This window comes from Streptomyces sp. NPDC002588 (assembly GCF_040295925.1).
In the GTDB taxonomy this organism is placed as follows: Bacteria; Actinomycetota; Actinomycetes; order Streptomycetales; family Streptomycetaceae; genus Streptomyces.
This window is the reverse complement of the sequence record NZ_JBEOWF010000007.1, coordinates 96,719-122,099: the sequence shown is the minus strand read 5'-3', so window position 1 is coordinate 122,099 and position 25,381 is coordinate 96,719. Positions and strand designations below refer to the sequence as shown.

Below are 25,381 nucleotides of genomic sequence, written 5' to 3'. Positions count from 1 at the left end.
CTCAGGTCACCTCCGAGCTTCGGGCCCATCGCGGGACGGGGCGTCGAGTGGGTTCGGGCGTCGGCAGGGGAGCGGCCTCGGCAGGTGCCGCCAGCAGCGAGGCGGCCACGGCCAGATGCAGCAGATACGGCGAGGCGTCGCCCAGTCCGGCCTCGGTGTACGAGGCGATCGCGCAGTAGCTGATCAGGAAGATCGCGCAGGCCCTCGACAGCGACGGCGGCCGCAGCAACGCGACGCCGCCCAGCACGATGATGATCGCCGCCACCAGGGCGATCCCGGTCATGCCCTGCTCGTTGTAGACGGCCAGCCAGCTGTTGTCGATCGGCAGCCCGCCGAACGACTTGTCGCCCAGGCCCGTGCCGAACAGGTTCTCCGAGGTCGTCCGGGGTGCCGTCAGCAGGGCGTGCCAGACCTTGGCCCGGCCGGTGAGGCTGGCGAAGTTCTCCTGGCTCTGCCCGCGCAGGAACCACGCCTGGAGCGCGGAGCTGAACCCCACCGCCGCCACCGCGGCGCACAGCACCGCCCAGGAGAAGAGCCGGCGGGCGGCGGCGCTGGTCAGGACGAGGGAGGTGATCGCCAGCACCAGCGCGATGATCAGGCCGAGCGTGGCCGTCCGGGTGTGGGTCAGCGCGAGCAGGACGAGGGAGGGCACGATGACCACCGCCGCGCTGGTCCGGTCGGTCCGGCGGCCCAGGAGGAGCAGCACGGTGAGCCCGATGATCACCGCGGCGTACTGTCCGATCTGCGGCGGGGTGAGCGGCCACAACGCGCCGACCAGCCGCCCGCCGTAGAGGTCGGGCATGGCGGCGCCCGGTGAGACGACCAAGCCGGCGGCCACCGACGCGAGCACCGCGAAGTACATCCGGATGTGGTGCCTGACGAATGTCGTGCCGCCGTCCCACCAGCGGCTGAGCAGCCACAGCGTGCCGATGAAGAGAGCCAGCCGGGCGCAGCGGAACAGCGCGCCGAACCCGGCCCCCTGGTCCACGCTGGAGATCAGGCTCGGCACCAGCAGCAGGGTGAGCAGGAACACGTAGGCGCTGGCCCGGATGCGCACCCGGGGGTTGAGCACGAGCGCCAGCGCGAACGCGGCGGCCAGCGAGCCCATGGTGACCATCTGGATGAGGGAGCGGGGCAGCGGGACGATGGTCCTCGCCCCGGCGGAGCCAAGGGTGTTGAGGACGAGCAGTCCCCAGACCGTCCCGACGATCTTCGACGTGTGGTCCGTGCCGGTTTTCGCGGATCTCATCTCAACCACCGTCCCCTGCGCGGAAGGTGCTGCCCGCGTCCTGCCGGTACGGCGTGGCCTGCCACTGCTTGAAGCCGACCGTCCGGCTCGCGTCGTGGACGACGAAGGTCCATGGTCCGACGTAGACGTTGTCGTGCCAGCGGTTGTGCTGCTCGAGGGTGATCGCCTCGGCCACCCGCTCGCCCTTGTACGGCGACCAGTCCGGATAGGTGCCGTAGTTGGACAGCACCGCCATCCGGTCGCACTTCACCGTGCAGTCGACGGCGGACTTGTCCAGCACGAAGCGGTTGTCGTGGATGTCCACCCGCTGGGTCTTCCACCGGCAGTCGGCGTAGAGCGGTGCCTTGGCGATCGCCGGCTGCGCGCAGCGGTCGGGGTTCTTCACCAGCAACGTGCAGTCACCGGACGAGGTGTTGGCCGGGCTGTTGCAGAACCGGTCGGCGTTCTCCCACAGGGTGATCCCGTTCCAGTTGTTCTCCAGCACGTTCCGGTAGATCTCGATCTTGTCCGTGCGGGCTCGGATCCGCGGTTCGCCGCCGGACTCGGAGAGATAGACGGTCGCGAACGGGAAGGTGTCGCCGTCGGCGGCGTAGGCACGGCCCTCGACCCAGTTGTTCCGCCGGATCGTGTTCTTCCGGATGACCGCGTTGTAGCTGATCTCGTAGATCAGCGCGGCACCGTCGTTGTCCTCGATCAGGTTGCCCTCGATCAGGAAGTCGTTGTTGTCGGTGTCCGCCCACAGCCCGGTTCCGCGGTTGTCGTGCACCCAGTTGCCGCTGATGTCGGCGCCGTCGACGGCCCAGAATTTGACGCCTCCGCTGCAGCCGCAGTCCGGCCGCCGCCGCTCCCAGTCGTCCTTGTTGTTGCCCACGATCTCGTTGCCCTCGACCACCAGGCCGCTGATGACGCCGGCGCCCTTGTAGGCGTTCATGCCGTACTGGCCGTTGTCGCGCAGGCAGCTGGCGCGGACCCGCTGGCGGGCACCGGCCATCAGCCCGGCGCCGGAGTTGTTCTGGATCGTGGCGTGTTCGATCACCCACCCGTCGGCCGAGTCGTGATTGACCACGCCCTCGTCACGGGGCGCGTCGAATCCCTGCACGGTCAGGTAGCGGATGGTGACGTCGCGGGCGGTGCCGACGAACGCGTACTGGTTGGTCTTCCGGCCGTCGAGCACCGCGCCCGGCGCGCCGAGGTAGACGTCCCCCTCCTTGGGGCTCACCTGGTCGTAGCGCTCCGACATGAGCGTGTGCCTGCCCGGCCGAAGCCAGAAGGTGGTGTGCGGGGGGCTGCTCTCGGTCTTCGCGGCCAGGTCGCCGGGCACCGCCGGGTCGACGGTCACCGCGCCCGCCGGTGCCTTCGCCGGCCCGGCCGCGGGCTTGGCGCACACCCGGGCCACGGACGTGGACGGCGCGGCGGTCGGCTTCGGCGCCGCGTCCGTCGTGCCGCTCTCACAGCCGGTCGCCGCCAGCAGGGCCAGCGCCAACGGTGCCGCAGGCCACGCCCGGTGCAGCCACTTGATCCCCACGCGCCCCCCTAACCGTGGAACCCGAGCACGGTGGTGAATCCGTCCGCGCCGTCGGCGAAGCCGGTGCCGACCAGCGTCGTGGTGGGTTCCTTGCGCCCGAAGCCGGCGGAGTACCAGCCCAGTGGCGGGTCGCTCTCGCCGCGATGCGCCCGCCAGCTCAGCTGTCCGGGCAGGTCGAGCGCCGCGGAGCGGTCCTCGCCGTCCCGGGTCCAGGTGAGCACTGCCCGGTTCCCCACCAGGTCCGCGGCGATCTCCGGGCCGAGGTGGAACGCCAGCCGCACGGCCCGGCGCGGGCCGCGCACCTCGTCGACGATCCTCAGCTCCTGGCTCGCGGCCGTGAGCTCCACCCGGCGGCGGTGCACGGAGGGCCGGTAACCGTCGTGCTCGGCGCACCAGCGGGCCGTCCCCCCGTCGGCGGCGCCGGAGGTGTCCGCGACCAGGACTCGGCTGCGGGCTTGCCGGGTCCACAGGAACGGGCCGCCGGAGACGGACTGGTCGCCGCCGTCCAGTTGCAGGGTGTTGTGGCCGAGGGTCGACCGGAAGTACTGCCGCCACTCGGGCTGCCCGTGGTAGCAGAACGTCCCCGGGTCGGCGAGCACGTCGACCCCGTCGTGCCGGACCTCCACGGACAGCGCGTCCGCGTGAGCGTGCGCGGCGATGGACAGGAATCCGTGCGGACCACCGTCGCAGCGGCACCAGATCCCCGCCGGGCCACGCAGGATGGTCATGCCCGCGTCGGCGAAATGCGCCGGCCGGCTCGCCGGGCGGGACACGGCCGGTGCGGCTGCGTTCTTCGAGTACGGCTGGATGAGCGCGGCCAGCAGCGGGGTGCGCACATCGGTGCCGGTCACCTCCGGCCACCAGGCCAGCCGGCCGAACACGGCGTCCCCGGTGGCCAGCAGCGAGCCCCAGCGGTCGGTGCCCGCGCCGTCCACGACCAGACCGTGCCCGTCGTCCGCGTCCCCCTGCCGAGGCGGCCGCAGCCGGCTGTCCACGACGGCCGCGAGCGCGTCGGTCATCCGCAGCAGCACCAGCCGGATCGACGCGGGGACCGGCACGCCCGCGGCATCCGCCTCGGCCACCGCGGCCAGGCCGAGCTCCAGCACCAGTCCGTGATACTCGGTGGCCAGCTCGCGGTTGAGGCCCGAGCCGAAGGTGTTGGCGCGCAGCTGCCGCTCCAGCGAGCGCAGCGCGTTGGCTCGCCAGCGCGCCGAGGAGGGGAACCAGCCGAACGCGCAGGCCGCGGCGAACTGCCCGGCGGCCTCGGCGACGACATGGTTGTTCGCCGAGGACCCCCGGCTGGGGAAGGCGGCCAGCCAGCGCTGGTGGTGCCAGATCTGGTCCAGTGCCACCGGGTCGCCCTCGAACAGAGCGGCCGCGCCCGCCCAGCCGTCGAGCAGCCGGCGGATCCACACCCAGGACAGCAGCCGGATCCCCAGCTCGATGCCGCTGGTCCAGTGCACTCCGCGCAGCGGCGGGTTGGCCGCCCACCACGACCGCAGGTGCTCGGCCACCCGCTCGGCGTACCGCTCGTCCCCGGTGACCGCGTAGGCGGCGGCGAGCCGGGTGAGGTACTGATGCCGGGAGGGCTCCCAGATCTGTTTGATGTCCCCGACCGCGCCCTCGTCGCGGTACGGCACGTCGAAGGCGTAGCCCGACGGCGCCCGGCGCCCCGTCTTCGGGTCGTACGACCAGTCCGGGTCGGCCAGGTCGTCGCGGTCCACGCCGAAGAACTCGCCGTGCCCGTCCATCAGCCGGTCCGCCTCGGCGACGAGGCGTTTCGCGGCGTCCGGTGGCACCGCGGCGATCGTCCCCGCGGGCAGTACGGCGGTGAAGCGGGCGCCGGTCACGCGCGGGCCGTCCGGCGGCGCCGACCGCCACCGCCGCCTGCGCACCGCGTCGCCCACGCGGCCGCCGACCTCCCGCGGTCCCATCCGGGACAACCGCCGCAGGTACCAGCCCGCACTCCCCGCGACCACGGTCATCGCGCCCCCGCCAGTGTCACGGGCACGCCACCGGACAGGCCGGTCTGCACGGCGAGGGTGGCCGCCGTGGTCGCGACCAGCGACTCCAGCGGCACCGGCATCGGCCCGCCGGTCCGCACGGCCTTGATGAACGCGGCCAGTTCGGCGGACTGGCCCTTGTCCCGGGCCTTCGGCAGCCGCGAACCGACCCACTGCTTGCGGCGGCCGTCGTACACGGTGGCACGGACGAAGTCGTCGAGCCGCAGCACCTTGCCGTCCGCGACGAGGTCCAGCGTCTCCTTGGGGAAGCCGGACGCGCCGGTGGTGACGTAGCTGATGGTGGCGGTGGACCCGTCCGGGTAGCGCAGCACGACCTGCAGATCCTCGTTGCCGGACGTGGCGACCGCGTACACCGATACCGGATCGGCCTCGAGCAGCGCGCTCGCCGTGTCGATGAAGTGCCCGCCCTCGCCGGCGAACCGCGAGCCCTCGGTGCCCTGCTGGAGATACCAACTGCCGTGCTGCAGCCGGCCCGCGTTGACCAGGTAGCGCAGGCTCGCCGGACCGGTCCGGGCGCCGAACCGCTTCCCGGCCTCCTGCAGCAGCGGCGCGAACCGGCGGTTGAAGCCCACCTGCAGCCGGTCGTTGCCGGATTCCTCCACCGCCGCGAGCACGTCGGCCAGCTCGTCCTCGGTGAGCGCCAGCGGCTTCTCCACGAACACGGTCTTGCCGGCCAGCAGCGCCCTCCGGGTCAGTTCGGCGTGCGAGCTGTGCCGGGTGACGACGAACACCGCGTCGATGGACTTGTCGCCGAGCACGGCGTCGAGATCGGTGGTCGCCTCGGCGAAGCCGAACTTCCGCTGCGCGTTGGCCGCGGACAGCGCCGTCGTGGTGACGACCGTCGACAGCTCGACGCCGTCGCGCTGTGCCAGGTGCGGCAGCAGCATCGACGTCGCGTAGTTTCCCGCGCCGACGAACGCCAGCCGCACCGGCGTCCCGGCCGACCGGGCCGGGGCGGACGCGCCGCCGCCGCGTCGCACCGCGGGCACGGTCACCGCCGGGGCCTCCGCTTCCCCCGCCTCCTCTTTCTGCTCGGGGTACCGGAACAGCACGGCCACGGCCTTCAGGTCGCCGTCCTTCAGGCGCTGGTACGTCTCGACGGCGTCGTCGAAGTCGGCGATGTGGGAGACCAGGGGTTCCACGTCGACGCGGCCGCGGGCGACGAGGTCGAGGAAGCACGCCAGGTTGCGGCGCTCGGTCCAGCGCACATAGCCGATCGGGTAGTCCCGCCCCTGGAGCTCGTACTCCGGGTCGTAGCGCCCGGGGCCGTAACTGCGGGAGAACCGGACGTCGAGTTCCTTCTCGTAGTACGCGTTCCACGGCAGGTCCAGGCGGCACTTGCCGATGTCGACGACCCGGCCGCGGTCCCGGCTCAGCCGGGCGGCCAGCTCGACGGGCTGGTTGCTGCCGCCGCCGGCGGCCAGGTACACCTGGTCCACGCCATGACCGCCGGTGAGTTCGGCGACGGCGGTCTCCACGGCCGCGGAGGCGGGATCGCCGCAGGCCGCCGCGCCCAGGCGCTCGGCGAGCTCGCAGCGCGCCGGGTCGGGGTCGACCCCGATGACGCGGACTCCCGAGGCGCCGAGGAGTTGCACCACCAGCTGCCCGATCAGCCCGAGGCCGATGACCAGCGCCACCTCGCCGAGCTGCGGCTCGCCCTGGCGGACGCCCTGCATCGCGATCGACCCGACGGTGCCGAAGGCCGCGTGCCGCGGCGCGAGGCCGTCCGGCACCCGGGCGTAGAGGTTCTTCGGCACCCAGTTCAACTCGGCGTGCAACGCGTGCTCATTGCCGGCGCAGGCCACGAGGTCGCCGACCTTCACATCGTCGATCCCGGTGCCGACCTCCTCGACCACCCCGCACAGCGAGTAGCCCAGCGGCGTGTAGGAGTCCAGCTTGCCCATCACCTTGCGGTAGGTGGCGGGCACCCCGTTGGTGGCCACGCTCTGCAGGACCTTCGCCACTTGGTCCGGCCGGGAGCGGGCCTTGCCCACCATCGACATGCCGGCCTCGGACACCTTCATGAGCTCGGTCCCGGTGGATATCAGCGAGTAGGCGCTGCGGACCAGCACACCGCCCGGCTTGCACCCCGGCACCGGCACGTCGAGCAGGGCCAGCTCGCCGCTCTTGTAGTTCTGCACAACCTGTTTCACCGAAGAAGTCCCCTTGTTTTCTACGCAGTCGAGGGAGAGTTCTGGCCGGCCCCGGAGGTCGCGCCGCGATACCAGTACTCGAGGGTCAGCACATGCCACAGATGCTTGGAGAAGTCCTGCTGCCCGGCGGCGTCCGCGGCGACCATGCGCGCCAGCGCGTCGCGGCGCAGGAGCCCGGAACCGACGAGCACGCCGTCGTTCACCACCTCGCGCACCAGCGGAGCCAGATCCCGGCTCATCCAGGCGCGCAGCGGGGCGCTGAACAGGCCCTTGGGCCGGTACACGATCTCCCGGGGCAGGATCGACGTGGCCGCCTCCTTGAGGACGGCCTTGCCCTGCCGTCCGACGATCTTGCGGTCACCGGGTACGGCGAACGCCGCCTTGACCACCTCGACGTCCACGTACGGCACCCGCACCTCGGTCGACGCGGCCATGCTCGACCGGTCCGTGTAGGCGAGGTTGAGGCCCGGCAGGAACATCCGGGCGTCGGCCAGGCACATGCGGTTGACGAAGTCGTCGAGGTCGTTGTCCCGGTAGACGTCCGCGTGCTCGGTCAGCACGTCATCGACCGTCCCGGCCAGGTCGGGATCGATCAGGGCGAGCAGCTCGTCCCGGTCGTACATGGTGTAGCTGCGCCGGAACGCGGTCTCCTCCGGCAGATCGGCGAAGGAGAGGAACCGCTTCGCGAAGCGCACCGACCGGTACCCCCGCCGGGCCGTCGCGACCGGCAGCCGGTCCACGGCGGCGGACAGGCCGCGCCGCAGGGGCCGCGGGACGCGCTGGTAGCGCAGCGCCATCAGGTTGGCCAGGTGCTTGCGGTACCCGGCGAACAGCTCGTCGGCGCCCATCCCCGAGAGCATCACCTTGACCCCGGCCTCCCGCGCGGCCTGGCAGATCAGGAACGTGTTGATCGCGGCGGGGTCGCCGATCGGCTCGTCCAGGTGGTACGTCATCTGCGGCAGCATGTCGAGCACGTTCGGAGCGATCTCGATCTCGTGCAGGTCGACGCCGAACCGCTCGGCCACCTGCCGGGCGTAGCGCAGGTCGTCCGGCATCGCCTCGAACCTGGCGTCCTCGGCGCGGAACCCGATCGTGTAGGCGGAGATCCCGGGCCGGTCGCGGGCCGCCAGCGCGGTCAGATAGCTGGAGTCGAGACCGCCGGACAGGAAGGTCGCCACGGGCACGTCGGAGAGCAGATGACGCCGGGTCGAGTCCTCGACGACGGCGGCGACATCCGGCAGCTCGCCGGCCAGGGCCCGCTCCCGGGCCTCGGCCGCGACGTCCTTCAGATGCCAGAACCGGCCGCGCTCCGTCCGGCCGTCCGCCCGGCACCGCAGCCAGCTTCCCGGCGGCAGCTTCTCCGCCTCGCGGAACGCGCACCGTGAGTCCGGCACCCAGTAGTACAGCAGCGAGGCCACCAGCGCCGCATGGTCCACCTCCAGCGACCCGCCGCTCACGGCGGCGAGCGCCTTCAGCTCCGAGGCGAACATCAGACCCTCGCCGCGCCGGAGCAGGAACAGCGGTTTGATGCCGAGCTGGTCGCGGGCGAGCACCAGGTCACCGGTCCGCTCGTCGAAGATCCCGAACGCGAACATGCCGCGCAGCCGGGGCAGGCAGTCCGTGCCCCAGCGCCGCCAGGCCTCCAGCAGCACCTCGGTGTCGGAGGTGCCGCGGAAACGCACCCCGGCCGCCGCCAGCTCGGCACGCAGCTCGGGCGCGTTGTACAGCTCGCCGTTGTACGTCAGGACGAGACCGCCGGAGACCATCGGCTGGGCGCCGGTCTCGGACAGGTCGATGATGGACAGCCGGCGGTGCCCGAGATGTACTTCCCCGTCACCGGCGGGGTGGCTGTACCGGCCCGCCCCGTCCGGACCGCGGTGGGCGAGGGCATCGGTGAGCCGGTCGGTCACGACCTTCCCGTCCGGCCATCGGTAAGTGCCTGCGATGCCACACATGTGCTACCGCGCCTCCTGGTCGCTGTCCGGGACTCGCGCCGCCCACATCGGCAGCCGCTCCGTCCACCGCTGGCCCGTCCCGGTCTGCCGGGCCGGCCGATCGTTCTGGCCGCGCAGCGCCGTCTGCAGGCCGTCCCACAGCGTGCCGTCGGTCCGGTCACGCGGATCGGGGTCGATCAGCACCACACCGATCACCGGAATGCGCTGGTCCGCGAGCTGCCGGGCCACGGTGTGCAGCCATGCGGCGCTGCCGTGGCCGGCCCGCACGACGAGCACGGTCCGAGTGCCGAGGTACTGGAGATCGGTCCACGCCGTGCCGGGCGCCACCGAGCCGACGCCGAGCCGGCGCTCCTGGTGCGACACGGCCGCGGCACGCTCGCCGGTGACCACGGCCGGGTCCCCCGGCTTCGGACGGCGGCCGGCCAGCTGCCGCCCTGGCAGACCGTCGACGACGAACACCGGCCCCTCCGCCGACAGTGCCCTGGCGAGGTCCAGGGCGATCACGCTCGTGTTGCGCGCGCAGCCCAGTTCCAGCAGCGACACGGGCTCCACCGAGCCGCGCACGGCACGGGCCAGGGACGTGGTGAGCCGTTCGCGTGCCGCCCGGACCCGGCGGCGCTGCCATCGCCCGGCCGACCGGTGGGGCAGCTCCGCGATGACCGAGGCGCCCAGGTTCGCGGCGATCTCCCGGCGCAGCACGGGACGGTCCGCCACCACCGCGCCGACCGCGGCCGCCGCGAGCCCGAGGAAGAGCCCGAGGAAGAGCCCGATCCCGGCGTCGGTGGCAGCGGCCCTGGGCAGGGAGTGCCGCACCACGTGCGCGGCGTCAACGATCTGCGTGCCGGCGACGAGCCGGGGCGTGCCGATGCTCGCCTCCGCGGCGCGCTGGCTGAAATCGGTGATCTGCGAGGTGAGTTCGGCTCTGCGGGCATAGAGCGACTCCAGGTCCGCCGACGACTCCGGCCCGTTCGTCTCCGTTCCGTCTCCGATCGCCTTGTTGACCTGCTTCAGTTGGTCCTTCAGCTGGTCACGCTGGTCGCGCAGGGCCTTGGCCTCGGCGTCCGCGGCCGCCCGTATCCGCCGCACGTGGTCCGCGACGAACGCGTCGGCCAACGCCTTGGCGCGGGCCACCGCTTCCGCGTCGCTGTCACCGGTCACGGTGATCTGCAGCAGGTTGTTGGTCAGACCGATGCCGCTGTAGTCCTTCATGAAGTCCTCGGCTTCCTCCCGGGACTTGAGGGACTTCAGGGCCTTGTCGGCGATCCGTGTGGTCTGCAGCAGCGCGACGTCGGTGCGGATCAGCGTTCCGGGGTCGTTCGGCTGGTCCTCCTCATGCGCGACCAGCACCTTGGTCACCGCGGTCGGCGGCTGCGGCAGCAGGAACGCCGCCGCCGCGCCGACGAGCAGCCCCAGCACCGCGAGGGAGCACCAGAGGCGGCGCCGCCTGCGCACCGCCGCCACCAGGGCCTGCAGATCCAGCAGCGGAGCGGCGCCCGACGAATCCGGAGTCGTGCTCGTCGTCACCCTGTGACTCCCGTCGCGTCGTCCAGTTCGCCGTCGAAGGCCGCGAGCTCCGGTACAGCGGCATGCCGAGAGTGGCCGGCCGGCCCCGTCGCACGGACCGGACCGGCGAGGACGATGCCGGCGACCGCGTGCTTGGCGTCCGCACACGCCTCGGCGATGCCGGTGAGTTCCCCCGCGGTCCAGCTGCCGGGGCTGAGCACGACCAGGACACCGGACTCGTGGCCGCGGTCCGGCACCATCGGCCGGGACACCGAAACCGCCACCGCCCGCAGCAGCGGACCGCTCCCGGCCTCGACGACGAGCTGACCGGCGGCCCGGCGGGCGATCTCGTCCCCTTCGGGGAAGACGACCAGCAGCCGCCGCGGGGGCGGCAGCTGGTCCCGGAGACGGGAGCACACCCGCCGGTAGCGGATCCGCCTGCTGGCCTCGTCGCCGGACGTCTGCGGGGTCGGGATGTCCCACCGGACGTCGAGGCCCAGCAGCCGGCGGATCCAAGCCCGCGGGCCACGGCCTTCCGACCGGTGCGTGGGCCGTTCGACGGGCACGTCGACGATGCCCAGCACCGCCGCGCCCAGCGCGGCGGTGATCTCCGGTTCGCCGCGCAGCCGGCGGCTCATCCGCGCGGTGGTGAGATGGCCGATGACCGCGAACAGGAAGAACAGCAGCGCTCCGCCGGCGATGAGCTGGTTCCTCGTCGGCGGTGCCTCGCCGGTCGGCCGGGCCGCCGACCCCATGACGACCAGGTTCTTCGCCTCGTTCTTGGCCGGGTCGGCCTGCTCCAGCGTGTTGATGGCCTCCCGCAGCGCGGTGCGCAGCTTCTCCAGCTCGGTGCGGGTCTGCACACTCTCCACGGTCTGCCCCGGATCGGCCGCGTCAGCGAGCTTGCTGATGCGGCGGCTGGTGTCCTGCACCGCCTGCTGAAGCGCGTCGAGCTCCGCCGCCGCTTCGGGGTCGGCGCTGTCGTTCGCGATCCGCGTGGCGTAGGAGACGAAGTCCTTGGCCACCTGGTCGGAGAGCCGCTTCGCGCGCTCCGGGGTGTCGGCCGTGCCGGAGATCTTGATGATGTTCCCGTCGGTGGCCTTGGCGCTGACCTGATCCCGCAGGTCGCTGCCGCTCACCCCGGACCAGCCGAGCGTGGCGGCCGCGCGGTCGACCACCACCGAACTGGTCGCCACCTCCGCCTGGGTCAGCAGCTCGCGCTCCTCCCACGTCCCCGGCAGCAGCACCGATGCCGAGGTCGTGTAGCGCGGCGGGAACAACAAGGAGGCGCCGTAGCCGACGAGCGCACCCACCAGGGCGAGGATGGTGAGCAGCCGCCAGCGCCGGCGGATAATCCGCCCGATGGTGACCAGGCGTATCGTGTCATCGCTCAACGGCGCTGCCTCTTCCTCGCCCGGTCCGGGTCGCCTGCCGGCACCGGAGGGTTGTCACGGCAGGCTGCGGCGTACGCGGCGAGCAGCGATCGCTGGGAGTTCCGCCAGGAGAGCGGTCCGCTGATCCGTTCCTCGCCGATCTTTCCCATCTGGGCCCGCTTCTCCGGATCGTCCAGCAGCAGCGCGACGAGCCCGGCGAACCGGGCCTCGTCGTTTGCGGGCGCGTAGACGGCGGCGTCACCGGCGGAGACGCGCGCCTCCCGGAGGTCGAACGAGACGATCGGCCGGCCCATCACCATGTACTCCAGGACCTTGTTCATGGTCGACACGTCGTTGAGCGGATTGCGCGGGTCGGGGGAGAGGCACACGTCCGCGGTGGACAGGTAGCGCACCAGGTCGGCGTCCGGAATGCGCCCGGTGAACTGCACCTGCTCCGACAGCCCGAGCTCCCGGGACAGTTCCACCATCGCGTCGAAGGTGTCGCCGCCACCGACGAACACCGCGTGCCAGTCGGTCCGCCCGAGCTCGTCGCGCAGCTTCGCGAGGGCTCGCAGGGCGTAGTCGACGCCGTCCTGCGGGCCCATGACGCCGAGGTAGCACAGCAGATGGGGCTTGCCGCGCTTCAGTTCCGGCTCGGGCGGTACGGGGTGGAACCGGTCGATGTCGGGCGCGCTGCGCACCACGAAGACGTCCTCCGGCCGCCGGCCGCCACGGCGCACCGCGACCTCCCGGTAGCTCTCGTTCGTGGCGAGCACGATGTCCGCGGCCCGGTAGGTCCGCCGTTCCAGCGCGCACACGGCGCGGTAGAGCAGGTCTTCGCCGCGGTCGAACCGGGAGAGGTACAGCTCGGGCACCAGGTCGTGCTGGTCGAAGACGAACCGCGCGCCGCGCCGCTTCAGCCACAGGGCCGGCAGGAACAGCAGGTCGGGCGGGTTGCAGGCGTGGACCACGTCGACCGGGCCGACCTTCCGGGCCAGCCGGAACGTGTGCCACAACGCCGACCCGTACTCCCGCAGGTAGCCGGCCGGCCCTCCGGTGGCCGCGCGCAACGGGTAGCGGTGGATCCGCACCCCGTCGATCTCCGCCTCCGGCTCCGTGTCCCGTTTGCTCCCCTGGGGACAGATGACGTGCACCTCCCAGCCGGCGTCGCGCAGCGTCGTGCACTCCTGCCACACCCGCCGGTCGAACGGCACCGACAGGTTCTCCACCAGGATCAGCGCGCGCCGGTCGTGCCGGTCGCCGCCGGTCGCGTCACCAAGCAAGGCCCACGTACCCCGGTTCGGCCCGGCGCGCTTCGGCGTCGGGAAGGCGGATGAGGTCGACGATCACCGTGCCGTCGCCATGAGGCAGCGCCGACAGCACGGCCGGATCCCTGGTCCCGACCAGGCACACGTCGGCGTGCTCGAGCACCTCCTCGACGGAGTCCGCGAGCAGCTGCGCGAGGTGCGGCAGCCGGGTCTCGATGTACTCGCGGTTCGCGCCGAGCAGCCGGGACAGGCTCACATTGGCGTCGTAGATCTTGAGGTCGTAACCCTTGCCGAAGAGTCTCTCCGCCAGTTCGACGAGCGGGCTCTCGCGGAGGTCGTCGGTGCCGGGCTTGAAGGACAGCCCGAACAGGCCCGCCCGGCGCTTGCCGGTGCGCTCCACCAGGTCCACCGCGCGCTGCAGGTGGTCGGCGTTGGAGGGCAGCACGTGGGAGAGGATGGGCACCGAGACGTCGGCCCGCTGCGCCGCGTGGACCAGGCTGCGCAGGTCCTTGGGCAGGCAGGAGCCGCCGAAGGCGAAGCCGGGCCGCAGGTAGGCGGGGCTGATGTTCAGCTTGCGGTCGGCCAGGAACACGTCGATCACCTGGTGCGAGTCCACCCCGAGCGCCTGGCACACCGCGCCCAGCTCGTTCGCGAAGCCGATCTTGAGGCCGTGGAACGCGTTGTCCGCGTACTTGATCGCCTCGGCGGTCGGGACCGGCACCCGGAACACCTCGCCGGGCAGGCCGTCGTACAGCGCCATCACCGCGTCGCCGCTTGCCGCGTCGAGCTCGCCGATGACGGTCTTGGGCGGGTCGAAGAAGTCCCGCACGCTCGTGCCCTCGCGCAGGAACTCCGGGTTGACCGCGACCCCGATGTCCACTCCGGCCGTGCCGCCGACGTACTTCTCCAGGATCGGCACCAGCAGGTTCAGGCAGGTGCCCGGGAGCATGGTGCTGCGGAACACGACGGTGTGCCGGCCCCCCCGCTCGGCCAGCGCGGCGCCGATCTCCTCGGTGACCCGCTCCAAGTACGTGGTGCACAGGCTGCCGTTGGGCTCCGACGGTGTGCCCACGCAGACCAGCGACACCTCGCTGTCCATGATCGCCTCGCGGACGTCGCGGGTGGCGCGCAACGCTCCGGTCCGCACGACCTCGGCGATGAGCTCACCTATCCGCTCCTCGACCACCGGGGCCTTGCCGTCGTTGACCAGGTCGACCTTCACCTGGTTCACGTCCACCCCGACGACCTCGTGGCCCATGCTGGCCAGGCACGCGGCCGACACGCAGCCCACGTAGCCGAGCCCGAAAACGCTGACCCTCATGACTCGTTCCTCCCCCCAGGCAGGCCCTTGCGGCCTGCGGTCCGCGCGCCGACCGGTCGACGCTCCCCGTGCATCAGTAGGCCCCCTGCCCGTAGAGCACCGCACGCAGCGTCTTCCACAAGATCACTGTGTCCAGGGCGAGCGACCAGTCCTCCACGTACCGGAGGTCCAGCCGGACCGCCTCCTCCCACGACAGGTCGCTGCGTCCGCTGATCTGCCACAGGCCGGTGAGGCCGGGCTTGACCAGCAGCCGCCGCCGGATGTCCGGGCCGTACGCGGCGGACTCCTCCGGCAACGGAGGCCGCGGGCCGACGAGCGACATCGATCCGGCGAGCACGTTGAAAAGCTGCGGGAGTTCGTCGATCGAGTACCGGCGCAGCACTGCTCCGATCCGGGTCACCCGCGGATCACGGCGGACCTTGAACAGCAGGCCGGCGCCCTCGTTGCGGTCGGCCAGCGCGGCACGTGCCCCGTGAGCCCCGGCGACCATGGTGCGGAACTTGAGAATGGTGAACTCGCGGCCGTCCTTGCCGACCCTGCGCTGGCGGTAGAACGCCCCACCCCGGCTGTCCGTCATCACGAGCAGCGCGACGAACGCCATCAGCGGCGCGAACAGCACCAGCAGGATCGCCGCGCCCATCCGGTCGACGACCTCTTTGACCGCCCGGCGGCCCCCGGTGAAGGTCGGCATGCTGACCCGCAGCAGCGGGATCCCGAGCACCGCGTCGATGTGCAGCCGCGGGCCGGCCACCTCCATCAGCACGGGGGCCACGACCATCTCGGCGTCGCTGCCTTCGAGGTTCCAGGCCAGCCGCTGCAGCCGGTGCGGTGACCAGTGCGGGTCCGAGGTGACCGCGACGACGCGGTAGCCGTTGCGGCGGACGTGGTAGGCGACGTCCGCCAGTCGGCCGATGACCGGCACTCCGTCCAGTTCGTCACCGCCGAGCCCGAGACCGTCCGTCGTGCACACCGCATCCACCCGCCAGCCGAGATGCGGGAACTTGCGGGTCCGGGTGATCAGGTCGCGCACGGTGGCCGGGCTCCCGGCGGCGAGCACCGGCCGCAGGCACCGTCCTTCTTTCCGCTGTTTGTGCAGCCAGAGGCGCAGCAGATACCGCGCGGTCATGGTGACGAGCGCGATGGCGGGGATCGCGACGAAGATCCAGAGCTTGATGTTGCGCGAGGTGAGGGCGATCCCGCCGAGCGCCAGTACGACGGTCGCCGTGAACAGCGAGCGTCCGAGCCGGCGGAATTCCTCGGCGCCCTGGCCGAGCACGGCCGGAGCCCACGACCGGCTCACCGTGAACGCCCCCAGCACCAGCAGCTCGGTGCCGAACGCGAGAATTCCCCACTTCTCATGCCAGTTGGCCGCGTCCCGGGCCCCGAAGAAGTTGCCGATCGCCGCCACCACGAAGGCGGTGGCCACCGTATCGCTGGTGATCACGGCACGGCGGTACCGCTGCTCCCAGCCGGTCGCGGACTGGCTGATCGCGCCGTTCGCCAGACGCTCTCGCGCCGACGGAAACGGGCTGACTAGTCCCCCTTGCGGCACAGAACCCCCCCAGGTCCCCAGTGGTTCGACGTGTTCGCCCAACACTGTTCCTCCCCTTCGGGAGGCCCCCGCCCCCCGCACTGTTCCTCCCCTTCGGGAGGCCCCCGCCTCCCGTGCCGCGTCGTTCCTCCCCTCGGGAGGCCCCCGACCCCCCCACGCGTGACATACCGGCTATGTGAGAGCGACTTGAACACCCCGCCCTGGCGGCAGCGGACTCGTATGTTCCGCCGGACTCGCGAGGTGGCAGGAGCCCGTCGAAACCTCGGGTGCTCCCCGCACCCAAGGCCCTCTCGGGCTCCAGGAATTGATCACCCCCACGCCTGGCGCCGGGGATGCGACTGCTGGTTTTCCGGAGCGCCGGACCTATAGATCATTATGGGTCGCCTCGTGTCCGAACGGCCGAAGCAAGGTCAATCTAGACCATCGAGGCCAGTATGAAGAGAGGATGTGAGTATTTTGTGCTCAAGCTTTGATACTTGATCGATTGAAGGGTGACCGCCCATGGGCGCCTTCACGCCACCGCGCGCTCCGGCAGCTCACCCGGCCTCCGGGCGCGGTTTCTGTGCCGTAGTGGTCGGTGAGGCGCAACAGGCGTTCCTCCGCGCCCGGTTGGGCGACAACTCGGGGAGCGCGACCGCTGGGCGACCGCCCCCGCCCCAGAGCCTGCGGTGTGACGGCGAAGCCCTGCGGAAGATGCTCCGGCGGGGCTTCTGTGTGTGGCGGTCCGCCGGTCTCGCCCCGATGCCCACCCGGTGGTCGTCGGAGCCGGGCCACTGCGTACGTTGAACGCGACGATGTCCGGTTCTCGCCGGTCCGCGGTAAATGTGTGGACTGAGGACCTCCCCTGACGGGACACTTCCGACTTCCGAATCTCCGGGAGTGTGATGGGGACGAAAGACACGCGAGGACCGACGCCGGGCAGGAGCGCGGTCGTTCTGGCACTGCGCCGCTACGGCCGGGAACTGCTGCGACTACGACGACTCGCCCTGCCCGCGCTGCTGCTGCCGGCCGTGGGCAACATCGGCACCCGCTACGTCGCCCCCCTGCTGATCGCCAAACTGGCGGGACAGGCCGCCGACGAAGGCGGGCTCACCCTCGCCTCGGCGCTGCCGTACGTGCTGGGTTTCGGCGTCACGCTGCTGCTCGCCGAGGCCGTGTGGCGGGTCGGGCAGCACTGCCTGAACCGCGTGGACGCCCTCGGCATGGAACATCTGTACGTGAGCGGTATGGACGAACTCCTCGCCAAGGACGCGGCGTTCTTCCACGACAACTTCGCCGGCTCCCTGACCAAACGGGTGCTGAGCTTCGGCAAGCGATTCGAGGACTTCGTCGACACGGTGACGTACCGGATCGTGGGCAGTCTCGTCCCCCTGGTGTTCGGTGCCGTGGTCCTGTGGAGCTACGAACCGATGCTCGTCACCGGACTTCTGGTGATGATCGTGCTGACCGTGGTGGCCGCGACACCTCTGATCCGTCGCCGGCAGAGGCTCGTCAACGACCGTGAGGCGGCGCTCGCCCTGGTCTCCGGCCATGTCGCCGACAGCCTCGTGAACATGGAGACCATCCGGGCGTTCGCGGCCGAGCGGCGGGAGGCCGACGAACACCGCAGCCGCGTCGCGGACTCCCGGCGCCTGACGCTGAGGTCGTGGGACTACGGCAATCTGCGCGTCGACACCCTGATCGCCCCCATGTCCGTGCTGACCAACGTGCTGGGCCTGTTGGTCGCCATCGCCTTCGGTGGCCCGGGCCGGGGGGTGGAGGAGGTCGTCGTCGCCTTCACCTACTACTCCAACGCGACCCAGATCATGTTCGAGTTCAACCAGATCTACCGGCGTCTGGAAAGCTCGATGACCGAGGCCGCGCAGTTCACGGAACTGCTGCTGGATCCGCCCACCATGCTCGACCCGACGGAACCCGAACCGCTCGCACCGCGGGACACCGGCATCCGCTTCGAGGCGGTGACCTTCGCCCACGCGGGCGCGAAGCCGATCTTCCAGGCACTCGAACTGGACGTGCCCGCAGGCGCACGGATCGGTCTGGTCGGCAGGTCCGGCGGCGGCAAGACCACACTCACCCGGCTCCTGTTGCGGATGTCGGACATCGACGACGGACGCATCCTGATCGGTGGCCAGGACATCAGCCGGCTGCGCCAGACCGATCTGCGCTCACTGATCGCCTACGTCCCGCAGGAACCCGCCATGTTCCACCGCAGCCTGCGGGACAACATCGCCTTCGCCCGGCCCGGCGCCACCGACGAGGAGATCCACGCCGCGGCCGCGGCCGCGCACGTCACGGAGTTCGCCGGCCAACTCCCCGACGGCTTCGCCACCTTGGTGGGGGAGCGGGGAGTGAAACTCTCGGGCGGCCAGCGCCAGCGCGTCGCCCTCGCCAGGGCCATCCTGCGCGACGCCCCGATCCTGCTGCTCGACGAGGCGACCAGCGCGCTGGACTCGGAGAGCGAGCTCCTCGTCCAGGACGCCCTGTGGCGGTTGATGGACGGACGTACGGCCCTCGTGGTCGCCCACCGGCTGAGCACCGTCGCCGGCATGGACCGTCTCGTCGTCCTCGACCGCGGAAGCGTCGTCGAGCAGGGCACCCATGAGGAACTGCGCGCGGCGGACGGTGCCTACGCCAAGCTGTGGCAGCACCAGTCGGGCGGCTTCCTCGGTGAGAGCACCGAGTCGGCCCCCGGACGCCCGCTCCCGGGAGCCGGTCCGGGCGGGCTGCCCGGACCGGCGGACGCGGGGCCGGACGGGGACCTCAGGACGTCGTCGCATGTGCGTACGAGCACCGGGCCCACATGACCGAATCGGTTTCCGGACATCCTCGCCCGCGGGCGGCGTCACGCCGATACGTCCACCGCGTGCGGCGAACCGCGAAGCGCCGGGAGGAGGCGCGGGAGGGCCAGGGGCGTCGCCCGTTGCGCGTCAGCCGCCGATGCCGGACCGGGTGGCCGCTCCGACCAGTTCGGCCGCGTCGGCCGGGCGGATGAAACCCGTGGCGACCCCTCTCGCGGCGGCGGCCGACCACTTCGCGACGAACGTGGCGTGATCGGGATACAGGGTTGCCAGCTTCCCGGCGGTGAAGGGGGTGGTCGTGCCGAACAGGAAGCAGAACGACTCCCCGGTCTGCCCGAGGCCGGACAGGGTGGCGACCGGCGCGTCGACCGCCGGTGTGCGGAGGCCGCCGGTGGCGTTGCCGTGGGCGTCGAGGACGAAGGCGGGTGCGGAGCCGGAGGTGTCCACCTCGAGGCGGGGTGCCCTGGCCGGCGGGACACCGGTGGTCACCCAGCGGTTGAGCGCGAACGCGGCGGTGTCCAGGACGTAGTGCGCCTGGCCGGTGTTGATCGGCGAGGCACAGCCGGGCCGGGTCGGGGGACTGAGCATGGCGTTCAGCCCCAGGAGGCCCACGGTTCCGCTGCCGTCGTCACCCGCGCCCATGCCGATGTAGGCATCGGCATGGGCGGTGCCGGCCACCTCCCAGAGCCGGAGGCGTGAGGAGTCGGCCTGCCGGGCCGACAGGGAACCGAGCCCGATCACGTCGGTTTCGGTCTGCACGACGAGTACCGGCGCCTCCAGGTCCGTGCGGAAGCGGACGGCCTGCGGAGTCGGCACGTCCTCCTGGGGAGCCTGCGACAGCGGCGCCCCGATGTCCCGTCGGCTGTGCACGAGGAAACCGTCGTACACGGACACCAGGGGCTGGATCGCGTCGATGTAGGTGGTGAGCCGGAAAGCGGACTGCGACTCTCCGGCGGCCTGTACGGAGCGGGGACGCAGTCCGTCGAGGATCGTGGCGGCGGAGTCCCGTACGGCCTGGCCGGCCTGGCTGAAGATGTCGTAGGAGTAGCTGTCGCCGGGGTGGGACAGCCCCGCGTAGCGGACCGGATCCGCGGCCCTGGTGGCGGTCACTCCGGTTGCCTGCGCCGAGACGCCGACCCAGGCGTAGCCCGCGCGGATCAGTTCGTCGTGGGTGTAGATCCACTCCGGGGCCGCGTCCAGCCCGGCGCTGACGTTCAGCCACTCCACGACGACGGTCCCGTTGAAGCGGGCAGGATCGGCCGGCCGGTTCACGACGATGCGAGTGGTGTACGGCGCGGTGCTCGCCGGCGTCACCTGCCAGCGGCCGTCGGGGTCGAGAGGTGCCTTCGGCACATAGGACGCGGCGTTCCCGGACAGGAAGTACTCGGACTGCGTGTATCCCACGCCGCTGAGGTCGAACGCCGTTCCCTGCAGCACGACGGCACCGTTTCCGCCCGTCACCGGCCCGGTGACCGTCGGGCTCGCGGCCGCCTGAGCCGCCGTCTCCGAGCCCGTGCCGGCGGACTGCGCGGCGACCGCCGAGGGAGCTGCGAGCAGGAGCGGGAGGATCAGCGCGGCTGCCGTCACGAGCCGGGGGCGGACTCTTCCCGACCATCGATTTTTCATGTACATGACATCTCCTGATTCAGAAAACGCGGCCGACGTCCTGGCGGACGATGGTCTGCATGCTGTGTTCGGCGAGGGCCGCGATGGTCATGGAGGGGTTGCAGGCGCCGGTGGAGCCCGGGATGCGGGCGCCGTCGAGGACGTACAGACCCTGGTGGCCGAGGACCCGGCCGCTGAGGTCGACGGCGTCTCCCATCGGCACTCCGCCCAGCGAGTGCCAGGTGGACGGTGCGCCCGCGTCGGTGTCGACCATGAAGCCGCCGCCGGCCGCCGCGATGTCCTGCATACGGGCCGCGATCAACTGCTGCAGCGTGGCGTCGGCCTCCGCGGGCCAGGTGAGCACGGCGTCGTCCTTGTCCGCGTCGTAGGCCCATGTGCCGGCGCCCTCGACGATGCCGAAGCCGACCACGGTCAGGGCCGTGACGCCCGGGGTCCGGACGGGGGATCCGGCGTGCACGACGGTGAGAGGGACGGAGCCGTCCAGGTCTCGGCCGCCGACGCAGGCCGGTCCGCCCTGCTGGGTTCCGGCGTCCCCGCTCGGGTTGATCCAGGCCCAGATCCGGTCGCCGTTGTTGCCCCACCGCGTGCCGATGGCGTCGGGCAGATCGGGGATGAGGCCCTTGGCGCCGGACTTGACCAGGAGCCGGGTCGTGCCGGGGGAACCGGCGTTGAGGAAGACCGCGTCCGCGGTGACGCGGATCCGTTCCTGGACGGTGCCGGCGGTGTCGATGCGGTCGACGGACAGCACCCAGAGCCTGTCCGGACCGAGGGCGATGTCGCGCACGACGTGCAGCGGCGCCACCTCCACCAGTCCGGTGGACTCCGCCTGGGCGAGGTAGGTGACGTCGATGGAGTGCTTGCCGCCGTTGTTGACGCCGAAGGCGATGTCGCTGGTGGTGTAGGTCGCCTCGTACCGGCCGGTCAGCTCGCCGCGGGCGTAGCTCCAGTCGATGGGCAGGGGCACCTTGAAGGGGGTGAGGCCCGCCTTGGAGGCGACGTCCTGGAACAGGCGGGACGACTTGTACGGGTCGGAGGCCAGGATGTCGTAGGGGATGGTGGAGATGCCCAGCATGCGGGCGACGGTGGGGTACGCCCACAGGTTCAGGTCGTCGTAGAGGTCCGCGGCCTGCGGTATGGAGGTGGCGAAGTCCGCCTTCGACGGTTGCAGGGTCATGCCGTGGTACATGATCGAGCCGCCGCCGACCGCGGCCCCGCACATCGCGGTCATACCGTTGCCCTCGACTGCTTCGAGCACGCCGGTGTAGGGCGTCCACGTCTTGTCGACGCCGCCGACGACGGCGTGATCGGTCAGCCAGGCGGAACGGTTGTCCATGTCGGCGAAACGGCAGAACGTGGTGGCGTTCGGGCCGGTCACCCAACGCCGGCCGCGTTCCAGGACGAGCGTGGACACCCCCGCTCGGGCCAGCCTCAGCGCGGTGACGCCGCCGCCGAAACCGGTGCCCACCACCACGGCGCGTTCGCGCCGCTCCACGACGGAGGCCGCGGTGGCGGAGCGGGTCGCGGCGCGGGCCCGGCCCGCGCCGGTCACGGTCCCGCCCACGGCGGTCACTCCGAGTGCGGCCGTGGTCAGCAGCCTGCGGCGGGTGAACGCGGGGGAGGGGAGGGGGGACGAGTGGTCGGACATGGCGCTCCCGTCGGACGATGGATGCGATTCAGTAATGTCGCGAACATGTCAATTCCTGGAGGGATGCCGCCTCGGAGGCGAGGCGGACGATGGCGGCGGCCTGCTCGTCGGGTGCGACGACGCGGCCGCTTCCCCTGCGTGGGGGCTGGTGCGGCAACACCGTACTGCGTCCTGTCCCGGTGCGCCATGCTGTCGCACCACGACATCAATTAGGATCTCCGCATCGACGTGAGGAGGGGCGGATGGCCGGGCGACCCGGTGTGGGTGCGGGGCGACCGCCGCTGACGGAACGGCGCAGGGAAGCGACCCGCATGGAGATCGCCGACGAAGCGGTACGGCTCTTCGTCGAGCGTGGCGTGGCGGGAACCACCGCGGAGGACATCGCCGCCGGCGCCGGGATCTCCACACGCACCCTGTGGCGCTACTTCCGCTCGAAGGAGGAGTGCGTGCGCCCCCTGCTCACAGTGGGCATCGACGTGCTGACCGAGCGCCTGCGCGACCACTGGAGAGGCGATCGCACGCTCGCCCAGGCGATCTCGGCCATCGACGATCCCGGCATTCCCGTCGCGCAGCACCTCGAGACACTGCGCGGCCTGGTCCGCCTCAGCCGTGACGAACCCGGATTGCGCGCCGTCTGGCTGGAGGCGCACTTCGACGCCGAAGGCATCCTCGCCGGCCTGATCGCCGAGGCCACCGACCGCTCCGAGGAGGACCTGGCCGTACGGCTGGAAGCGGGCATGATGAACAGCGCGCTGCGCATCGCGGTCGAGCACTGGGCCCTCCAGCCCCACGAGCCGACCGGCCCGCCTCTCGGTGCGACCCTCGGTCAGGCCCTGCAGGCGATCACCCGGTTCCTCGACGCCGATGCTTCCCCGTCTTCCGGCTGGAGGCCGCTGATCCACCTCCCGGCCATGGATTCCCCGCCCAGCGGTGAGCCCCACCCGAGGTGCGCGAGACCGGATCCGCCCGCCTGAGGGCTGTCCCGTGATCCCCGGCGGGCGCGCCTGCACGAGCGGCCGACCCGCCGCAGGAGGGCACTCCCCGGTGCGAAATACTCTCCCGATGAGTTCACGCACTTCCCCGGTCAGCCAGCCGATCACCATACGGAGGGCCGTCGCGCGGGATGCCAGACGGCTCACGCGGCTCGTGCGTGGCTCAGGCGCCTACGAGGGCAAGTACGCAGCCGCAGTCGCGGGCTACCGGGTCGGTCCCGATTACATCGAGGCCCACCGCGCCTTTGTGGCCGTCGGCGGCGACGAGCATGGAGGCCGGGTCCTCGGCTTCTACTCGCTCGTCCTCGCGCCACCGGAGCTCGACCTGCTGTTCGTCGCCGACGAAGTGCAAGGACGGGGTATTGGACGGCAGCTCGTGGCACACATGCAGTCCGAGGCCCGCGCCGCCGGGCTCGACCGTCTCAAGGTCGTGTCGCATCTTCCCGCCGAGGACTTCTACCACCGCGTCGGTGCGGTGCGGACCGGGACCGCGCTCGCGAACCCGCCCGCCGTGCCGTGGGACCGTCCCGAATTCGAGTTCCGCATTCCTTCGGAATGACACGGGGTGCCGGCTTCGGGGTGCCGGCTTCGGGGTGCCGGCGCACCGCCGCATCTCCGGGCGGAACCGCCGGCCCGCCCGGCGCTACGGCGTGGGGGGCCGCTGCGGGGAGCGGAGCACGAGCAGGGTGATCTCGCTCGGGGCGAAGACGCGGAAGGGCGGGCCCCAGAAGCCGGTGCCACGGCTGGTGTAGAGGAGGGTGCGGATGCCGTGGCGGCTGAGGCCGGCGAGGGCGGGCTGGTCGATGCGGACCAGGTGGTGGAAGGGCCAGATCTGGCCGCCGTGGGTGTGGCCGGAGAGCTGGAGGTCGACGCCGGCGGCTGCTGCCCGGTCGACGAACTTGGGCTGGTGCGCCAGGAGCAGGACGGGCAGGTCGGGGTCGGCGCCGTGCAGGGCTCCGGCGAGGTGGGCGCCGTGGCCGGCGAGGCCGGAGGACTCGGCCGTGACGTCGTCCACGCCGGCGACCACGAGGGTGTCGCCTCCGCGTTCGAGCAGCAGATGGCGGTTGCGCAGCGGCTCCCAGCCCAGCTCGTCCATCAGGTCGACCCAGCCCTGGGCCTCGCTGTAGTACTCGTGGTTGCCGGTGACGTAGACCCGGGCCCTGGTGGCCTGCACGGTGCCGAGCGGGACGGCCTGGGCGCGGCGGCGTTCGGCCGTGCCGTCCGCGATGTCTCCGGTGTGGCAGACCAGATCGGCCTTCAGCGTGTCGACCGTCTCGCAGACCCGCGCCGACCAGCGGGCGCGGTCGAGCGGGCCGTAGTGGGTGTCGGTGATGAGGACGACGCGCGTGCCGTCCAACCCGGCACCCAGTCGCGGAAGTTGCACGTCCAGGCGGCGTACCCGTGGTACCCGGCGGGCCTCGGCGTACCCCCAGGTGAGCAGCACGGTGGCTGCGCCGAGGACCGCCCAGGTCACGATCCGGGCCCGGTCCTGGCCGTCGCCGACGCCGGTCACGGTCAGGGCGATCCGCAAGAGGACGCCGAGCAGAACGGACCAGGTGAACAGGACCCAGCTGGTGCCCAGCAGGGTGTCACCGACGATCGCCGCCCGGTCCTGCTGGCGTCGGCCGTGGCCGCGCACCATCGCGAGCGGCATACCGATCAGGCCGAGGGCGAACAGGGCGGTGCCGGCGAGCGTGACCGGGAGCGGCCAGTGCTGGCCGGTGTACAGCAGCAGCCAGCAGGGCACCGTCCACAGCAGGACGGGGGCGATCAGGGGGAGGTGGCGCATCAGGCGGTGCAGTCGGCTCTGCCGAGTCGCGTGCGCCGCACTGTCGGCGGATCGGGTTTCGCTGGTGTCGGTCACGCTTCCCCTCCTCGAGCAACCAGACTGCCGTCGCGCGCACTGTATCCGGCCGTCCCGGGCAGGTCGGACGGACGGGGTGCCCACGGTGGGCAGCCCCATATGGCGAGGAGGCCGCCGAGTTCGCCCCTCCCCTTCGGCGACTCGGAACCAACCCCCTGTCAAGGACCCTCCGACTAGCACCCTCCTGGCGCCTGCGCACACCAGGCCGATTGACGGGCCTGCGGCGTCGGGCGCTTGTCCCGGGCGATGAGCGCGACGCAACGGCCGTCCCCGATCACCGCGTAGTTTCGCAGTTCCGTGTACCCGTCCACGCGTGCCTGTCGGCCAGCCGGGACGTCCGACAGGTCCGGCAGGTCCGTCTGCCGACTCCTGGGCATGTCCGGTGCCGGCGATGGAGAACCCGAACTGGACGGTGTAGGCGTCACCTGAAGGCACCCTTTTCGGTCGTCCGCGGCCTCCTGGTGGAGAAGGACGCCGGCCAGGGGTGCGTCAGTGTCGGTGGAACGGCAGGTCGGCAGCTCCGGCCTCTGAGT

The 25,381-nt window shown here is 71.6% G+C and carries 16 protein-coding genes; 3 read left to right on the top strand and 13 right to left on the bottom strand.

All coding sequences use genetic code 11. The features are described from left to right. Position 1 precedes the first annotated feature (1 nt). The 10 genes from ABT057_RS10015 to ABT057_RS09970 all read right to left on the bottom strand — a co-directional run bounded on the left by ABT057_RS10015 (position 2) and on the right by ABT057_RS09970 (position 15,923). A complete protein-coding gene (locus tag ABT057_RS10015) occupies positions 2–1,249 on the bottom strand; it encodes an O-antigen ligase family protein (protein ID WP_352341991.1) in 1,248 nt (415 codons plus the stop codon). Between the two features lies 1 nt (position 1,250). Beyond that, complete coding sequence (locus tag ABT057_RS10010; protein WP_352341990.1) at positions 1,251–2,774, bottom strand: right-handed parallel beta-helix repeat-containing protein; 1,524 nt, start codon at positions 2,772–2,774, stop codon at positions 1,251–1,253. An 8-nt stretch (positions 2,775–2,782) separates the two neighbouring features. Continuing rightward, a complete protein-coding gene (locus ABT057_RS10005; RefSeq protein WP_352341989.1) occupies positions 2,783–4,759 on the bottom strand; it encodes a heparinase II/III family protein in 1,977 nt (658 codons plus the stop codon). Further along, positions 4,756–6,951, bottom strand: a complete 2,196-nt coding sequence (locus tag ABT057_RS10000; RefSeq protein WP_352341988.1) for a bi-domain-containing oxidoreductase — start codon at positions 6,949–6,951, stop codon at positions 4,756–4,758. Before ABT057_RS10000 ends, ABT057_RS10005 begins: the two co-directional genes overlap by 4 nt. 20 nt (positions 6,952–6,971) lie before the next feature. Further along, positions 6,972–8,906 (bottom strand): asparagine synthase (glutamine-hydrolyzing), encoded by a 1,935-nt coding sequence (asnB, locus tag ABT057_RS09995; RefSeq protein WP_352341987.1) that lies wholly within the window; start codon positions 8,904–8,906, stop codon positions 6,972–6,974. 3 nt (positions 8,907–8,909) lie between these two features. Then, positions 8,910–10,430 (bottom strand): Wzz/FepE/Etk N-terminal domain-containing protein, encoded by a 1,521-nt coding sequence (locus ABT057_RS09990; protein ID WP_352341986.1) that lies wholly within the window; start codon positions 10,428–10,430, stop codon positions 8,910–8,912. Then, positions 10,427–11,803, bottom strand: coding sequence for a Wzz/FepE/Etk N-terminal domain-containing protein (locus tag ABT057_RS09985; protein WP_352341985.1), 1,377 nt, complete (start codon positions 11,801–11,803; stop codon positions 10,427–10,429). The genes ABT057_RS09990 and ABT057_RS09985 overlap by 4 nt, the downstream gene beginning before the upstream one ends. Further along, entirely contained in the window at positions 11,800–13,065 is a 1,266-nt protein-coding gene (locus tag ABT057_RS09980) for a glycosyltransferase family 4 protein (protein WP_352341984.1), read from the bottom strand. Before ABT057_RS09980 ends, ABT057_RS09985 begins: the two co-directional genes overlap by 4 nt. Further along, entirely contained in the window at positions 13,055–14,371 is a 1,317-nt protein-coding gene (locus ABT057_RS09975; protein ID WP_352341983.1) for a nucleotide sugar dehydrogenase, read from the bottom strand. The genes ABT057_RS09980 and ABT057_RS09975 overlap by 11 nt, the downstream gene beginning before the upstream one ends. 73 nt (positions 14,372–14,444) lie before the next feature. Further along, positions 14,445–15,923 carry a sugar transferase gene (locus tag ABT057_RS09970; protein WP_352341982.1) on the bottom strand — a complete coding sequence of 493 codons (1,479 nt, stop codon included), beginning with the start codon at positions 15,921–15,923 and terminating at the stop codon, positions 14,445–14,447. 884 nt (positions 15,924–16,807) lie between these two features. On the opposite strand from ABT057_RS09970, the gene ABT057_RS09965 reads away from it, so the two are divergent. Beyond that, positions 16,808–18,727: an ABC transporter ATP-binding protein gene (locus tag ABT057_RS09965; RefSeq protein ID WP_352341981.1), complete on the top strand. Its 1,920-nt coding sequence runs from the start codon at positions 16,808–16,810 to the stop codon at positions 18,725–18,727. Between the two features lie 123 nt (positions 18,728–18,850). On the opposite strand, the gene ABT057_RS09960 is transcribed toward ABT057_RS09965, so the two are convergent. Further along, positions 18,851–20,353 carry an alpha/beta hydrolase domain-containing protein gene (locus tag ABT057_RS09960; RefSeq protein WP_352341980.1) on the bottom strand — a complete coding sequence of 501 codons (1,503 nt, stop codon included), beginning with the start codon at positions 20,351–20,353 and terminating at the stop codon, positions 18,851–18,853. Between the two features lie 13 nt (positions 20,354–20,366). Then, positions 20,367–21,992, bottom strand: coding sequence for a GMC oxidoreductase (locus ABT057_RS09955; RefSeq protein ID WP_352341979.1), 1,626 nt, complete (start codon positions 21,990–21,992; stop codon positions 20,367–20,369). A gap of 242 nt (positions 21,993–22,234) precedes the next feature. Here ABT057_RS09955 and ABT057_RS09950 point away from each other — a divergent pair, with 242 nt between their 5' ends. Together ABT057_RS09950 and ABT057_RS09945 are read left to right on the top strand one after the other, a co-directional pair. Continuing rightward, positions 22,235–22,966: a TetR/AcrR family transcriptional regulator gene (locus tag ABT057_RS09950; protein ID WP_352341978.1), complete on the top strand. Its 732-nt coding sequence runs from the start codon at positions 22,235–22,237 to the stop codon at positions 22,964–22,966. An 88-nt stretch (positions 22,967–23,054) separates the two neighbouring features. After that, on the top strand, positions 23,055–23,543 hold the full coding sequence (locus ABT057_RS09945; RefSeq protein ID WP_352341977.1) for a GNAT family N-acetyltransferase: 489 nt from the start codon (positions 23,055–23,057) through the stop codon (positions 23,541–23,543). 84 nt (positions 23,544–23,627) lie between these two features. Here ABT057_RS09945 and ABT057_RS09940 read toward each other — a convergent pair whose 3' ends face one another. Beyond that, positions 23,628–24,848 (bottom strand): metallophosphoesterase, encoded by a 1,221-nt coding sequence (locus ABT057_RS09940; RefSeq protein ID WP_352341976.1) that lies wholly within the window; start codon positions 24,846–24,848, stop codon positions 23,628–23,630. Positions 24,849–25,381: the final 533 nt, after the last annotated feature.

Bases quoted from the DNA above. Each gene is read 5' to 3' on its own strand.
- ABT057_RS09955 (WP_352341979.1), bottom strand. From the start codon at position 21,992: ATGTCCGACCACTCGTCCCCCCTCCCCTCCCCCGCGTTCACCCGCCGC.
- ABT057_RS10015 (WP_352341991.1), bottom strand. From the start codon at position 1,249: ATGAGATCCGCGAAAACCGGCACGGACCACACGTCGAAGATCGTCGGG.
- ABT057_RS09960 (WP_352341980.1), bottom strand. From the start codon at position 20,353: ATGTACATGAAAAATCGATGGTCGGGAAGAGTCCGCCCCCGGCTCGTG.
- ABT057_RS09965 (WP_352341981.1), top strand. From the start codon at position 16,808: ATGGGGACGAAAGACACGCGAGGACCGACGCCGGGCAGGAGCGCGGTC.
- ABT057_RS09950 (WP_352341978.1), top strand. From the start codon at position 22,235: ATGGCCGGGCGACCCGGTGTGGGTGCGGGGCGACCGCCGCTGACGGAA.
- ABT057_RS10005 (WP_352341989.1), bottom strand. From the start codon at position 4,759: ATGACCGTGGTCGCGGGGAGTGCGGGCTGGTACCTGCGGCGGTTGTCC.
- ABT057_RS09975 (WP_352341983.1), bottom strand. From the start codon at position 14,371: ATGAGGGTCAGCGTTTTCGGGCTCGGCTACGTGGGCTGCGTGTCGGCC.
- ABT057_RS09945 (WP_352341977.1), top strand. From the start codon at position 23,055: ATGAGTTCACGCACTTCCCCGGTCAGCCAGCCGATCACCATACGGAGG.
- asnB (WP_352341987.1), bottom strand. From the start codon at position 8,906: ATGTGTGGCATCGCAGGCACTTACCGATGGCCGGACGGGAAGGTCGTG.